Annotated in this window: 13 protein-coding genes; 5 read left to right on the top strand and 8 right to left on the bottom strand. The window is 70.6% G+C overall.

The window, feature by feature from the left end; genetic code table 11:
* The first annotated feature begins 74 nt into the window (after positions 1 to 74).
* Positions 75 to 1,202 carry a tRNA guanosine(34) transglycosylase Tgt gene (gene tgt, locus HGN31_RS13205; protein WP_168783493.1) on the top strand — a complete coding sequence of 376 codons (1,128 nt, stop codon included), beginning with the start codon at positions 75 to 77 and terminating at the stop codon, positions 1,200 to 1,202.
* 118 nt (positions 1,203 to 1,320) lie between these two features.
* Here tgt and HGN31_RS13210 read toward each other — a convergent pair whose 3' ends face one another.
* From HGN31_RS13210 to ispH, 4 genes are read right to left on the bottom strand one after another with little or no spacing between them, the layout of a single operon-like run.
* Positions 1,321 to 1,956, bottom strand: coding sequence for a trimeric intracellular cation channel family protein (locus HGN31_RS13210; RefSeq protein ID WP_036703532.1), 636 nt, complete (start codon positions 1,954 to 1,956; stop codon positions 1,321 to 1,323).
* Positions 1,957 to 1,963: 7 nt separating this feature from the next.
* A complete protein-coding gene (gene rnhA / locus HGN31_RS13215; RefSeq protein WP_036709231.1) occupies positions 1,964 to 2,413 on the bottom strand; it encodes a ribonuclease HI in 450 nt (149 codons plus the stop codon).
* Positions 2,406 to 3,011, bottom strand: a complete 606-nt coding sequence (locus tag HGN31_RS13220; protein ID WP_211096301.1) for a glutathione S-transferase family protein — start codon at positions 3,009 to 3,011, stop codon at positions 2,406 to 2,408. Before HGN31_RS13220 ends, rnhA begins: the two co-directional genes overlap by 8 nt.
* Positions 3,012 to 3,024: 13 nt before the next feature.
* Entirely contained in the window at positions 3,025 to 4,002 is a 978-nt protein-coding gene (gene ispH / locus HGN31_RS13225) for a 4-hydroxy-3-methylbut-2-enyl diphosphate reductase (protein ID WP_168783494.1), read from the bottom strand.
* Positions 4,003 to 4,138: 136 nt separating this feature from the next.
* Between ispH and gmk the strand changes: the two genes are divergently transcribed.
* Genes gmk through HGN31_RS13240 form a run of 3 tightly spaced genes read left to right on the top strand, consistent with a single transcriptional unit; the run spans position 4,139 to position 6,371 of the window.
* The gene (gmk, locus tag HGN31_RS13230) at positions 4,139 to 4,777 is read left to right on the top strand and encodes a guanylate kinase (protein WP_168783495.1); all 639 of its coding nucleotides are present in this window, start codon (positions 4,139 to 4,141) and stop codon (positions 4,775 to 4,777) included.
* A complete protein-coding gene (locus HGN31_RS13235) occupies positions 4,774 to 5,295 on the top strand; it encodes a gamma carbonic anhydrase family protein (protein ID WP_168783496.1) in 522 nt (173 codons plus the stop codon). The genes gmk and HGN31_RS13235 overlap by 4 nt, the downstream gene beginning before the upstream one ends.
* Positions 5,296 to 5,300: 5 nt before the next feature.
* On the top strand, positions 5,301 to 6,371 hold the full coding sequence (locus HGN31_RS13240) for a sensor histidine kinase (RefSeq protein WP_036709242.1): 1,071 nt from the start codon (positions 5,301 to 5,303) through the stop codon (positions 6,369 to 6,371).
* An 81-nt stretch (positions 6,372 to 6,452) separates the two neighbouring features.
* Here HGN31_RS13240 and purL read toward each other — a convergent pair whose 3' ends face one another.
* From purL to HGN31_RS13255, 4 genes are all read right to left on the bottom strand, one after another.
* The gene (gene purL / locus HGN31_RS13245; protein WP_168783946.1) at positions 6,453 to 8,633 is read right to left on the bottom strand and encodes a phosphoribosylformylglycinamidine synthase subunit PurL; all 2,181 of its coding nucleotides are present in this window, start codon (positions 8,631 to 8,633) and stop codon (positions 6,453 to 6,455) included.
* Positions 8,634 to 8,787: 154 nt separating this feature from the next.
* The gene (locus tag HGN31_RS16680) at positions 8,788 to 8,919 is read right to left on the bottom strand and encodes a hypothetical protein (protein ID WP_269429080.1); all 132 of its coding nucleotides are present in this window, start codon (positions 8,917 to 8,919) and stop codon (positions 8,788 to 8,790) included.
* Positions 8,892 to 9,587 carry a hypothetical protein gene (locus HGN31_RS13250; RefSeq protein WP_168783497.1) on the bottom strand — a complete coding sequence of 232 codons (696 nt, stop codon included), beginning with the start codon at positions 9,585 to 9,587 and terminating at the stop codon, positions 8,892 to 8,894. The genes HGN31_RS16680 and HGN31_RS13250 overlap by 28 nt, the downstream gene beginning before the upstream one ends.
* Positions 9,588 to 9,900: 313 nt before the next feature.
* Positions 9,901 to 10,794 (bottom strand): LysR family transcriptional regulator, encoded by an 894-nt coding sequence (locus tag HGN31_RS13255; protein ID WP_168783947.1) that lies wholly within the window; start codon positions 10,792 to 10,794, stop codon positions 9,901 to 9,903.
* Between the two features lie 147 nt (positions 10,795 to 10,941).
* Here HGN31_RS13255 and HGN31_RS13260 point away from each other — a divergent pair, with 147 nt between their 5' ends.
* A complete protein-coding gene (locus HGN31_RS13260; protein ID WP_168783498.1) occupies positions 10,942 to 14,355 on the top strand; it encodes an indolepyruvate ferredoxin oxidoreductase family protein in 3,414 nt (1,137 codons plus the stop codon).
* Positions 14,356 to 14,522: the final 167 nt, after the last annotated feature.

Consider the following 14,522-nt stretch of genomic DNA (forward strand, 5'->3'; position numbering starts at 1 on the left):
CCGCGCGGCATGGCGTCGGTTGCGCCGGGGCGGGGCCTCGGCTACAGGTCGCGCTTTCCAGCCCCGAGGCCCAGATGAGCGGCTTTTCCTTCACCCTCCGCGCGACCGACGGCGCGGCCCGGCGCGGGATCATCACCACCCCGCGCGGCGAGATCCGCACCCCGGCCTTCATGCCCGTGGGCACCGCCGGCACGGTCAAGGCGATGCTGCCCGAAAGCGTCCGCGCCACCGGCGCCGACATCCTCTTGGGCAACACCTATCACCTGATGCTGCGCCCCGGGGCCGAGCGGGTGGCACGGCTCGGCGGCCTCCACCATTTCATGAACTGGGAGGGGCCGATCCTCACCGACTCGGGCGGCTTCCAGGTGATGAGCCTCGCCGAACTGCGCAAGCTGACCGAGGACGGCGTGACCTTCGCCAGCCACATCGATGGCTCGCGCCATATGCTCTCGCCCGAGACGAGCATGGAGATCCAGCGCCTGCTCGGCTCGGACATCGTCATGGCCTTCGACGAATGCCCGGCGCTGCCCGCCTCGCACGAGCGTCAGGCCGAGGCGATGCGCCTGTCGATGCGCTGGGCGCAACGCTCGCGCGACGCCTTCGGCGACCGGCCCGGGCACGCGCTCTTCGGGATCATGCAGGGCGGCGTGGAACGCGACCTGCGCGAGGAATCCGCCGCCGCGCTTCGCAGCATCGGCTTCGACGGCTACGCCATCGGCGGCCTCGCGGTGGGCGAGGGGCAAGAGGCGATGTTCGGCGTGCTCGACTATGCGACCGCCCTGCTGCCGGCGGACCAGCCGCGCTACCTGATGGGGGTCGGCAAGCCCGACGACATCGTGGGGGCGGTGCTGCGCGGGGTGGACATGATGGACTGCGTGCTGCCCTCGCGCTCGGGGCGGACGGGGCAGGCGTGGACGCGGCACGGGGTGGTCAACATCAAGAACGCCCGCCACGCCGACGACCCGCGGCCGCTGGACGAGGCCTGCACCTGCCCGGCCTGCCGCAGCTATTCGCGCGCCTATCTGCACCACGTGTTCCGGGCCGGCGAGATGATCTCGGGGATGCTGCTGACCTGGCACAACCTGCACTACTACCAGCAGATCATGGGCGAGATGCGGGCGGCCATCGACACCGGCAGCCTCGATGCCTGGGTGGCGCGCTTCCATGCCGAACGCGCCGAGGGCGACATCCCGCCGCTGTGACGGGTGCGGCCCGTCGGAGGGTACGGCGTTCGCATGAACTGTGCATGAACATCGCACGAACGCTGCATGAACGTCGCACGGGCTGTGCAGCGCGTTTCGGGTGCCCGGCGGGGTCCGGTCAGACCCGCGGCGGGCGCGGCCGATAGACGGGCAGCGCCCACCCCCAGCGCAGCGACCCCGCGCGCAGCAGGAACGTCGCCGCCCCGCAGCCGACCAGCGCGACCTCGCGTGGCAACCCCAGCCAGACCACCGCCAGCGCCACCAGCGCCCCCCCGAAGGCGGCGGTGAGGTAGAGCTCGCCCTGCTTGAGCACGAGCGGCACCTCGTTGCCGACCACGTCGCGCATAAGCCCGCCGAAACAACCGGTTACGACGCCCGCGATCAGCACGATCACCGGCCCGAACCCGCCCGCGAGCGCCACGCCGACCCCCGCCGGCACCGCGATCGCCAGCGCCACCGCGTCGAGCCACAGAATCCAGCTGTAGCGGCTCTCCAGCCGATGCGCGGTCCAGAACACCGCGAACGCCGCCGCCGCGGCCGCCACCACCAACCCCGGCCGCGCCACCCAGAACACCGGGTCGCGCCCAAGCACGAGGTCGCGCAGCGTCCCGCCCCCCACCGCGGTCATTGCCGCCATGAAGATGAACCCGGTCAGGTCGAGCTGCCGGCGGCTCGCCACCAGCGCCCCGGTGATCGCGAACACGACCGCCGAGAGATAGTCGAGCGCCCAGATCAAGCCACTGATCCCGCTCATCTTTCGCTCACTTGAAAGGCGCCATGCCGGCGCGGGCGAGGGCGTCGGCGCGCTCGTTCTCGGGGTGCCCGGCGTGGCCCTTGATCCACGCCCAGGTCACCTGATGGCGGTCGCGCGCGGCGTCGAGCCGCTGCCAGAGGTCGGCGTTCTTGACCGGCTTGCGGTCGGCGGTCTTCCAGCCGTTCTTCTTCCAGCCGTGAATCCAGCCGGTGACGCCGTTCTTCACATAGGCGCTGTCGGTGGTGATGGTGATCGCGCTGGGCCGCGTCAGCGCCTCGAGCGCCGAGATCGCCGCCATCAGCTCCATCCGGTTGTTCGTCGTGGCGGCCTCGCCGCCCGACAATTCCCGTTCCTTGACAACGGTTTCGCCGTCCAGCGCCCGCATCAGCACCCCCCACCCGCCGGGCCCGGGGTTGCCGCTGCATGCGCCGTCGGTCCAGGCGTGAAGGTCAGTCATTCAGGCCCTTGTAGCCGGGCTGGGCGGCAACCCGCGCGAGCCAGTCGTTGATTGCGGGAAACCGCGCCATCTCGAACCCGCCCAGTACGCCGGCCGAATGGGTGTAGGCATAAAGGCAGAGGTCCGCGAGGCTGATCGCCTCGCCCGCCAGCCAGTCGTGCGCGGCGAGACGATCCTCCATCGTCTGCAGATGGGTGTGCCCCCGGTCGAGCAGGTCCGCGAGGCGCGCGGGCGTGGCGTCGGCGGCGCGATGCGGATAGTTGCGCAGCGCCGCGCGCACCGCGATGGCCGGCTCGTGGTTATACTGCTCCCAGAAGAGCCAGGCGAGCATCTGCGCGCGGGTCACGGGGTCGGCGGGCCAGAAACGCGAGCCCTCGCCCAGAAAGCAGAGGATGGCGTTGGATTCCGCGATCCGGCGCCCGTCGTTAAGATGCAGTGTCGGCAGTTTGCCGAACGGCAGCGCGCCGGTCGTGCGGGCATCCTCCTTGGCGACCGAGCCGTGCTCGCAGTCGACGATCTCGCAGTCGCGGCCAAGAAGGGCCAGCAAGAGCCGGACCTTATAGGAATTGCCCGACGAGGGCATCGAATAGAGCCGCATCAGGACCGACCTTTCAGCCCGGCTCGCGCAGGACGCGCGGCACCTTGAACTCCACCCGCTCGCGGGCCGTCTCGACCAGCTCGAGCGTCACGTCGTAGCGGTCGCGGAAGGCGGCGATGACCTCGTCCACGAGCACCTCCGGCGCGCTCGCCCCGGCGGTCACGCCGACCGTGCGGATGCCGTCGAGCGCGCGCCAGTCGATGTCCGCGGCGCGCATCACCAGCTGCGCATAGTCGCAGCCGGCGGCGCGCCCGACCTCGACCAGACGGCGCGAGTTCGACGAGTTCGGCGCCCCGATCACCAGCAGCGCGTCGATCTGCCCGGCAATGGCCTTGACCGCCGCCTGGCGGTTGGTGGTCGCATAGCAGATGTCGTCCTTGGCCGGGCCGACGATGGCCGGGAAGCGGGCCTTCAGCGCCTCGACCACCTGCGCGGTGTCATCGACCGACAGCGTGGTCTGCGTCACCCACGCGAGCCGCGCGGGGTCGCGGGGGACGACGGTGGCCACGTCCTCGACCGTCTCGACCAGGATCACCTCGCCCGGCGGCAGTTGGCCCATCGTGCCCAGCACCTCGGGGTGGCCGGCGTGGCCGATCATCACCATCTGCAACCCCGCCTCGTGGTGGCGTTCGGCCTCGACGTGGACCTTGCTGACCAGCGGGCAGGTGGCGTCGACATAGATCATCTCGCGCCGCCGCGCCTCGGCGGGGACGGATTTCGGCACGCCGTGGGCCGAGAAGATCACCGGGCGGTCGTCGGGCACCTCGTCCAGCTCCTCGACGAAGACCGCGCCCTTGGCGCGCAGCCCGTCCACGACGAAGCGATTGTGGACGATCTCGTGGCGCACGAAGACCGGCGCGCCCCATTTCTCGAGCGCGAGTTCCACGATCTGCACGGCCCGGTCCACGCCCGCGCAGAACCCGCGCGGCGCGGCGAGGTAGAGCGTCAGCGGCGGCTTGGCCTGCGTGTCGAGGGGCGGGGTGGTGCTCATGGGGCGATCCCTAGCCCGCAGGGGGCGTGCTGTCCATGCCGCGGGCGGCCCGGCGCCGCCCCGCCCTTGACGTTTCCCGCCGCGCCGCGGCATCTGGCGTCACACGCGCAAGCGCGCCACGACGCCGGGACAAGGGATGCCGCAGACCACGCGATCCGGATTGCTGATCATCCTCTCGTCGCCCTCGGGCGCGGGCAAGTCCACGCTGGCGCGGCGGCTGATGGACTGGGACCCCTCGCTCAAGTTCTCGGTCTCGGCCACCACCCGCAAGCCGCGCCCGGGCGAGATCGACCGCCAGCACTATTACTTCACCGACCACGCCGGGTTCCAGGCGATGGTCGAGGCGGGCGAGATGCTGGAACACGCCGAGGTGTTCGGCAATTGCTACGGCACCCCGCGCAGCCCGGTCGAGCTGGCGATGGCCGAGGGGCGCGACACGCTGTTCGACGTGGACTGGCAGGGGGGGCAGCAGATCCGCGCCTCGTCACTCGCCCCGCACGTGGTCTCGATCTTCATCCTGCCGCCGAGCCTGAGCGAGCTGGAGCGTCGCCTGCGCGACCGCGACCAGGACAGCGAGGAGGTGATCGCGGGGCGGATGCAGAAAAGCCGCGACGAGATCAGCCACTGGGCCGAGTATGACTATGTGCTGGTCAACGACGACCTCGACGCGACCGAAAGCGACCTGCGCGCCATCCTGAGCGCCGAGCGGCTGCGCCGCGAGCGCCGCCCGGCGCTGGGGCCGTTCGTGCGCAAGCTGATGGAGGAGCCGCGATGATCTGGGAACTGGACGGGATCGCCCCCGAGATCGCGCCGGACGCCTGGGTGGCGCCGGACGCGCAGTTGATGGGGCGCGTCGTGCTGGAAGCGGGCGCAAGCGTCTGGTGGGGCGCGGTGCTGCGCGGCGACAACGAGGAGATCCGTGTCGGCGCCGGGTCGAACGTGCAGGACGGCTGCGTCTTTCACACCGACATGGGCTATCCGCTGACTCTCGGCCCCGATGTCACGGTCGGCCACAAGGCGATCCTGCACGGCTGCACGGTTCATGACGGCGCGCTGATCGGGATGGGAGCCACGGTGCTGAACGGCGCGGTGATCGGGGCGGGGGCGCTGATCGGCGCCGGTGCGCTGATCCCGGAGGGGAAAGAGATCCCGCCCGGCGCGCTGGTCATGGGCGCGCCCGGCAAAGTGGTGCGGATGCTCGACGCCCCCGCGATCGACGGGCTGCGCGGCTCGGCCGCCCGCTACCGCGAGAACGCGGCCCGCTTCCGCGCCGGGCTGCGGCGGATCGACTGAGCGCGATGCAGGGCGACGCGCTCCAGCAATTGGCCGAGGCGGTGCCGGTGCCGATGCTGGTGGTGGATGCCGCCGCGCGGGTGGTGATCGGGAACCGCGCCGCGACCGCGATGCTGGGCGAGGGGATCACCGACCGCCCCTTCGTGACCGTGCTGCGCCAGAGCCTCGTGAACCGCGCGCTCGAGCAGGCGCTCGACCGGGCGGGGGCGGCGCAGCGGCTGTCGGTGACGATCTCGGCCCGCGGGCATGACCGCAACTGCGTGGTGACGGTGACGCCGCTCACGCTGAACGGGCGGCCGGGCGCGGGGGTGGTGATCGAGGACACCTCGGGCGTCGAGCACGCCGAGCAGATGCGCCGCGATTTCGTCGCCAACGTCAGCCACGAGCTGAAGACCCCGCTGACCGCGCTGATGGGGTTCATCGAGACGCTGCGCGGCCCGGCCCGGAACGACGCCGCCGCGCGCGAGCGGTTCCTCGCCATCATGGACCGCGAGGCGGGGCGGATGAACCGGCTGATCGGCGACCTGCTATCGCTGAGCCGGGTCGAGCAGGAAGAGCGGCGGCGGCCCTCGGAGCGGGTGGACCTTGCCGGGCTCATCCGCTCGGCCTGCGCGACGTTGGCGCCGACGGCGCAGGCGGCGGGGACGGCGCTGGTCAAGATCGGGACCGGGGTGACCGCCGAGGTGGCGGGCGACGCCGACCAGATCCAGCAGGTGCTGCACAACCTGATCGAGAACGCGATCAAGTACGGCGCGCGGCAGGGCGGGGCCTCGGGCGGAGAGGTTCGCGTGACCTTGACCCATGTCCCGCACGAGCCGGTGCTGCGCGGCCCCGGCTGGGCGGTCGAGGTCGCCGACGACGGCGAGGGGATCGACGAGGTGCACCTGCCGAGGCTCACCGAGCGGTTCTACCGCGTGGACAACCACCGCTCGCGCGAGAAGGGCGGGACCGGGCTGGGGCTCGCCATCGTCAAGCACATCGTCGCGCGCCACCGCGGGCGGCTGAAGATCGAGAGCACCCGCGGCGCGGGCAGCCGCTTCACGATCATCCTGCCGGAGTGGGCGGGGGCGCGCTGAGGGGGGCCGCCGAAGGGGGGCGCTGCCCCCCGGCCTGCGGCCTCCCCCCGGGATATTTTTGCAAGAAAGAAGCCGTGGCAGTCAGGCGTGGTCGGGCAGTTCGCCGTGGATCGCGGCGGCGAAGGCGCTGCGGTAGAGCCGCGACAGCTCGGCCAGCGGCGCGCTGTCGGTGCCGAGGGTGACGCGGTCGCCCTCGAACCGGCCGACGAGGGCGGCGGGGATGCCGGCGGCGCGGGCGGCCTCGAGCAGGGTCTCGGCCTCGGCGGCGGGCGCGGCGATGAGGTAGCGGGCCTGGTCCTCGCCGAAGAGGGTCGGAATGTCGGCGGCCTCGAGCGTGACGCCGATGCCGGCCGCCTCGGCCATCTCGAACGCCGCGAGCGCGAGCCCGCCGTCCGAAAGGTCCGCCGCCGCGCCGACATGGGCCCGGTGGGCGAGCAGGAACGTGCCGTGCGCGCGCTCGGCCGAGAGGTCCACGGATGGCGCGTCGCCGGTCTCGATCCCGAAGGCCTCGGCGGCGAGCGCCGACTGGCCGAGGTGGCCGCGCGTCGCGCCGATCACCAGTGCCACGTCGCCCTGCCGCGGCAGGCCCGCGATCAGGTCGCCGCTCTGGGCGATCAGCCCGACGCCGCCGATGGTGGGGGTGGGCAGGATCGCCTGGCCGTCGGTCTCGTTGTAAAGCGAGACGTTGCCCGACACGATCGGGAAGTCGAGCGCCCGGCAGGCCTCGCCGATGCCCTGGATGGCGCCGACGAACTGGCCCATGATCTCGGGCTTCTCGGGGTTGCCGAAGTTGAGGTTGTCGGTCGCGGCAAGCGGCGTGGCGCCGGCCGCGACGAGGTTGCGCCACGCCTCGGCCACGGCCTGCCTGCCGCCCTCGACCGGGTTTGCCTTGACGTAGCGCGGGGTCACGTCGCTGGTGAAGGCCAGCGCCTTGCCGGTGCCGTGGACGCGCACCACGCCCGCGCCCAAGCCCGGTTTGCGGATCGTGTCGGCGCCGACCTGGGTGTCGTACTGTTCCCAGACCCAGCCCTTGTGGGCGTAGCTCGGCGAACCGATCAGCGCCTTGAGGGCCGCGATCGGGGCAATCTCGGGCAGCTCGGTCAGCGCGGCGGCGGCGGGCGTCGCCACCCACGAGCGGTCGTATTCCGGCGCGCTCGACGACAGCTTCGACAGTGGCAGGTCGGCCATCACCTCGTTGCCGTGAAGGATGAGGAAGCGGTCCTCGGCGATGGTCTCGCCGATCACCGCGAAGTCGAGATCCCATTTCTCGAAGATCGCCCGCGCCTCGGCCTCTTTCTCGGGGCGCAGGACCATGAGCATCCGCTCCTGGCTTTCCGACAGCATCATCTCATAGGCGGTCATGGCGGTTTCGCGCTGCGGGACGTGGTCGAGGGTGAGCTTGATCCCGAGCCCGCCCTTGTCGCCCATCTCGACCGCCGAGCAGGTAAGGCCTGCGGCGCCCATGTCCTGGATCGAGATCACCGCGTCGGTCTGCATCAGCTCGAGGCAGGCCTCGAGCAGGCATTTCTCGGTGAAGGGATCGCCGGCCTGCACGGTCGGGCGCTTGTCCTCGATCGACTCGTCGAACTCGGCCGAGGCCATGGTCGCCCCGCCGACCCCGTCGCGGCCGGTCTTGGCGCCGAGATAGACGACCGGCATGCCCACGCCCGAGGCGGCCGAGTAGAAGATGCGGTCGGCGTCCGCGAGCCCCGCGGCAAAGGCGTTGACGAGGCAGTTGCCGTCATAGGCGCGGTGGAAACGCACCTCGCCACCCACGTTCGGCACGCCGAAGGCGTTGCCGTAGGCGCCGATCCCCTCGACCACGCCCTTGACCAGATGCGCGGTGCGCGGGTGCTCGGGGCGGCCGAAGGACAGGCTGTCCATCGCCGCGATCGGCCGCGCGCCCATGGTGAACACGTCGCGCAGGATGCCGCCGACGCCGGTCGCGGCGCCCTGATGCGGCTCGATGTAGGAGGGGTGGTTGTGGCTCTCCATCTTGAAGACGACCGCCTGGCCGTCGCCGATGTCGACCACGCCCGCGTTCTCGCCGGGGCCGCAGATGACCTGCGGGCCGGTGGTGGGCAGGGTGCGCAGCCATTTCTTCGAGGATTTGTACGAGCAGTGCTCGTTCCACATCGCCGAGAAGATGCCGAGCTCGGTGTAGCTGGGTTCGCGGCCGAGCAGGTCGAGGATGCGCTGGTATTCGTCGGGCTTGAGCCCGTGCGCGGCGATCAGCTCGTCGGTGATGGTCGGTTCCTGCATGATCGCCCCCATGATCGCCTTCGGCATCGCACCCGTGTTGCGGCGCCTTTTAGGGGCTGGCGCGGCGCGAGGGAAGGGCAGGAGGGGCCCGCGTGCCCGCGGGTTGATGCGTGACCGGGGGGGCGCAAAGGCCCCCCCCGGTCGACCCGGTCGGTCACTCGACGTTCAGCACCGCCGAGAAGTTGCGGGTGCCGCCCTTGCGGGCGTCGTTGCGGGTGCGGCCGATGGTGACGGCATAGTCGCCCGACGCCTCGAGCGTCACCGCCGACGACGGGTCGAGCGGCATGGCGGTGTCGGCGCCCGGGGCGCGCAGCCAGACCTCGACCCCGGCCGGGGCGTCGAGCAGCAGCGAGACCGACTGGCTGGCCTTGCCCGAGAGGGTTTAGCGGCAGACCGCGTCGCCCGCGAGCGCGCCCGCCTGTTGGCGGTATCGCCGGTCAGCGCGCCGCTGCCCTCGCACTGGTTGCCCGCGGCCTTCGCCGCCGGCTTGCCGGCCGTCTTGACGGCCGGGGCCGCGGCGGTGCCGGCCGACTGGGCTGCGGCCTTCGACTTCGGCAGCGGGCCGTCGATGCTGACGCTCAGCTTGAAGGGACGGGCGGCCCGCGACTGGCGGGCGGCGGCGCGGGTCTGCAGGACGCGCAGCGTCACCGGACCCGTGCGGTCGAGGACCAGCGCGTCGCCCGAGACGAAATCATGCTCGACCGGCTCGACCGCGATCAGGTCCAGCCGCGAATCGCCCAGCGAGGCGCGCAGCGTCTGACCCTTGCGGGCGGACAGGGTGTAATCGCAGGTCTCGAGCCCAAAGACGCTGCCCTTGACGACGGTGCCGGTCGCGCCGGCGGGAAAGCTGACGGTGCCCCCGCACTGGGCGGCGAGCGCCGGGCTGGCGAGCAGGCCGAAGGCGAGGCCGGCAAGGATTGTGCGGTGGTTCTCGGGTATATCGCTTGTTATCATATAACAGCCGCGACCTTCTGACCCGTGGGGCGGGGGGCGCTCAACCACCCGGGCGCACACGTCTGCGTGCCTGCCGCGCGAGACTGAACGCACGAGTTGGCGGGAAGGACGCAGGGCGCGGGACAAAAAAAGAGCCGGGCTTTCGCCCGGCCTAAGTCCAACAGGGAGGTGAAGAGATGGGCTGGCCATCGCTTCACTGCCCAAATAAGGGTCGCACCGCCTGATTGACAAGCATGGTTTTGCTGCCGTTGCAGCATGACCGCCATGCTGGTGCTGCATGGCCACAGGCCGCGCAGGGCGCGGGTGGCCGCCGTCACTCGCCTGACGGGCGTCGCATGGCCTGAATTTCCTCCAGAACGAAATCGCGGAATGCTGCGACGCGGCGAGAACTGCGCAGCTCTTCGGGGAAGGCGAGGAACACCGGCACCTCGGTTGACTCGACGTCCGGCAACACCCGCAGAAGATGGGGGAAATCCGTGGTCAGGTAGTCGGGCAGAACCCCGATGCCGACATCGTTCAGCACCCCCTGCAGGACGCCGAAGTAGTTGTTGACCATCAGCGTCGAGCTGGACGTGTGCGGCAGCAGCATCTGCGTCAGCGCCGCCCCCGAGGACACCTGCGGGGTCTGCGGGTTCTGGCAGATCAGCCGGTGCGGGGCGAGGTCGGCCAGCGTCGCCGGCGTCCCGACCCGGTCGAGATAGGCGCGAGTCGCATAAAGCTGCATCTTGATGTTCAGAAGCCGGCGGCGGATCAGGTCGGCCTGGCTCGGCTCTTTCATGCGGATCGCCACGTCGGCCTCGCGCATCGGCAGGTCGAGCACCCGTTCTTCGAGCATCAGGTCGATCTTCAGCTCGGGATAGCGCGCGTAGAGCTTGGAGAAGCGCGGCACCAGCCACAGCGTGCCGAACCCTACGGTGGTGGTGACCTTCAGCTCGCCGAAGACGTGCTCCTCGCTGTCGCGGATGCGGGCGGCGGTGGTGTCGAGCTTGCGGTTCATCGCCTTGGTGGCGTCGAACAGCATCTCGCCCTGCTCGGTCAGAATGAGGCCACGGGCGTGGCGGTGAAAGAGCGTGGTGCCGAGCGATTCCTCGAGCGCGCGGACCTGCCGGCTGACGGCGGATTGCGACAGATGCAGCGTGTCGCCGGCGTGGGTCAGGCTGCCGGCATCGGCGACGGCGTGGAAGATTCGCAGCTTGTCCCAATCCATCATCGCTGCATCCCTCGCCCACGGCCGCATGGCAGTCATGTATTTTCCGCAACCCTTATCGTTTTGCTCGCCGGGCACAAAGGACTTTATCGGTCAGTTTTTCTGACCTATAATCCCACCTGCCGTCCGAGCTGGGGAGGAGCCAAGATGAGCGTTCAGGATATTTCGCTGGCCGACCGATTCGACGTGGCCCGCCGCCACGTGCTCTTGAACGGCACCCAGGCGCTGGTGCGGCTGATGCTGATGCAGTCGGCGCGCGACAAGGCGGCGGGGCTCAACACCGCAGGGCTGGTCACCGGCTATCGCGGCTCGCCCCTCGGCGGCGTCGACCTGCAGATGATGAAGTCGGGCAAGCTGCTGGGGCCCGCCAACGTCCGCTTCCAGCCGGGGCTGAACGAGGATCTGGCCGCGACTGCGATCTGGGGCAGCCAGCAGGCCGAGCTGCGCGGTGAGGGCAAGTACGACGGCGTCTTTGCGCTCTGGTACGGCAAGGGCCCCGGCGTGGACCGCACCGGCGACGTGATGCGCCACGCCAACATGGCCGGCACCTCGCCCCACGGCGGCGTGGTCATGGCGATGGGCGACGACCACACCGGCGAAAGCTCGACGGTGCTGCACCAGTCCGACTGGGCGATGATCGACGCCTATATCCCGGTGCTCTCGCCCGCGGGGGTGCAGGAGATCCTCGACTACGGGCTCTACGGCTGGGCGCTGAGCCGCTTTGCCGGGGTCTGGACCGGGCTCAAGACGATGAAGGACACGGTCGAGGCGACCTCGGTCGTGGACGGCGACCCCTTCCGCCTCAAGTTCGTGACGCCGCAGGATTTCGTCATGCCCGAGGGCGGGCTGAACATCCGCCTCGGCGACACGCCGGTCGCGCAAGAGGCGCGGATGATCGACTACAAGCGCTTCGCGGCCGAGGCGTTCAGCCGCGCCAACCGCATGGATCGGCGGATGTGGGGCAAGCCGGGCGCGAAGATCGGCATCTGCGCGGCGGGCAAGAACTGGCTCGACGTGGTGCACGCGCTGGGGCTGCTGGGCATCGACGAAGCCGAGGCCGAGCGGCTCGGGATCACCACCTACAAGATCGGCCAGACCTGGCCGCTGGACATGACCAGCTTCCACGAGTGGGCCGAGGGTCTCGACCTGATCATCGTGGTCGAGGAAAAGCGCAAGCTGATCGAGGTGCAGGTCAAGGAGGCGATCTTCGACGACCGCCGCGGCCGCCGCGTCTATGGCTGGCACAAGGGCGACACGTGGGAGAACGGCCGCCAGGTCGAGCTGTTCCCGACCCGCTACGCGCTCGACCCGGTGATGATCGCGGCCAAGCTGGGCGGCATCCTCATCGAAGAGGGGCGGCGCACCGACCGGATCGAGGCGGCGCTGAGCCGCATCGTCGAGTCGCGCCGCGCCGACAACGCCCCCGAGATCGCGGTGCGGACGCCGTGGTTCTGCTCGGGCTGCCCGCACAACTCCTCGACCAAGCTGCCCGAGGGCAGCCGCGCCTATGCGGGGATCGGCTGTCACTACATGGTCCAGTGGATGGACCGCGAGACGACCGGCTTCACCCAGATGGGCGGCGAGGGCGCCAACTGGATCGGCGAGGCGCCGTTCTCGACCCGGCCGCACGTGTTCCAGAACCTCGGGGATGGCACCTACAACCACTCGGGGTCGCTGGCGATCCGCGCCGCCAAGGCGGCGGGGACCAACATCACCTACAAGATCCTGTTCAACGACGCGGTGGCGATGACCGGCGGCCAGCCCAACGAGGGTGAGCTGACCGCGCCGCAGATCGTGGCCGAGCTGCGTGCGCTGGGCGTGCCGGTGGTGGTCGTTCACGACGAGAAGGAGGTCGTGGACCGCGCGGCCTTCCCGGCGGGCATCCGCTTCGAGGAACGCGCGAGCCTGATGGCGGTGCAGAAAGAGCTTGAGACGGTGCCGGGCGTGACGGCGATCGTCTATATCCAGACCTGCGCGGCCGAAAAGCGCCGGCGCCGGAAGAAAGGCGCCTTTCCCGACCCGGACCGGCGCATCTGGATCAACCCCGAGGTCTGCGAGGGCTGCGGCGACTGCTCGGTGCAGTCGAACTGCGTCTCGGTGGTGCCGTTCGACACCAAGCTGGGCCGCAAGCGCGCCATCGACCAGTCGAGCTGCAACAAGGACTATAGCTGCGTCAAAGGCTTCTGCCCGAGCTTCGTCTCGGTCGAGGGCGGCAAGCTGCGCCGCCCGGCGGCCGAGGCGCTGGACCTGCCGGCGCTGCCCGAGCCGCGCCTGCCCGAGATCGCGGGCACCCACAACATCGTCATCACCGGCGTCGGCGGCACCGGCGTCGTGACCATCGGCGCGGTGCTGGCGCAGGCCGCGCAGCTCGACGGCAAGGGGGCGGGGATGATGGAGATGGCGGGCCTCGCCCAGAAGGGCGGGGCGGTCCACATCCACCTGCGGCTCGCCAACCGCCCCGAGGACATCAGCGCCATCCGCGTTGCCGTGGGCGAGGCGGACGCTGTGATCGGCGGCGATCTGGTCGTCTCGGCCGGGGCGCGGACGCTCGGGCTGATGACCAAGGGGCGCACCGGCGCGGTCATCAACGATCACGAGATCATCACCGGCGAGTTCACCCGCAACCGCGACTTCCACGTCCCCGGCGACCGGCTGAAGCTGTCGCTGCAGGCGCGGCTGGGCGAGCGGGTCGAGTTCCTGAACACCCAGAGCCTCGCCGAGCGCTATCTGGGCGATTCGATCTATTCCAACATGGTGGTGACCGGTGCCGCTTGGCAGCAGGGGCTGATCCCGCTCAGCGAGGCCGCGATCCTGCGGGCGATCGAGCTGAACGGCGCCAAGGCCGACGAGAACAAGCGCGCCTTCCAGATCGGCCGCTGGGCCGCGCTGCACCCCGCCCAGACCGAGGCGATGGGCGCCCATCCCGAGCGCGTCGATCCGGTCGCCTACCGCGCGCAGCGGCTGGTCGGCTATCAGGGCGAGCGCCTGAAGCGGCGCTTCCTGAAGCTCGTCGATCTGGCGCCTGCCGAGCTGCGCGAGACGGTGGCCGACAGCTTCTACCGCCTGCTCGCGATCAAGGACGAGTACGAGGTCGCGCGGCTGCACCTGACCACCGCCGAGAACGTCGCGCGGGTGTTCGAGGGCGACACCAAGCTGACCTTCCACCTCGCGCCGCCGTTCCTCGGCGGGCAGGACCCCGACAACCGCCCGAAGAAGAGCGACTTCGGCGAGTGGATGCTGCCGATGTTCCGCATCCTCTCCGGGATGCGGGGCCTGCGCGGCACGCCGCTCGACGTGTTCGGCTGGCAGGGGGAACGCCGGCGCGAGCGGGCGCTGGCCCTGCAGTACGAGCGCGACATGAGCGAGCTTCTGCCGCAGGTGACGCCCGCGACGCTCGAGACGCTGCGCGAGCTGGCGGCGCTGCCCCAGCAGATCCGCGGCTACGGCTTCATCAAGGACGCCGCCGCCGACAAGGCCGCCGAACGGCGGGCCGAGTTGCTGGCCGAGTTCCGGGCCGGCGGGCGCCCGGCGCGGCCGCCGCTCGCCATGGCGGCGGAGTAGCCCGCCGTCACGCGACGGGTCTCTGGGCCGGAGAGACGCCTCGCGCGCGGCGCGCGGGCGTCTTTCCGGTCCGGCCGCCCACGCGAGCGTGACGGCCACGCTCTGACCGAAGTCATGGCGTTTGCGGGCCACAGGGCCTAGAAACCCCCTCGGACCAACAGCGGAGA

The organism is Paracoccus sanguinis (assembly GCF_012689545.1).
Classification (GTDB): Bacteria; Pseudomonadota; Alphaproteobacteria; order Rhodobacterales; family Rhodobacteraceae; genus Paracoccus; species Paracoccus panacisoli.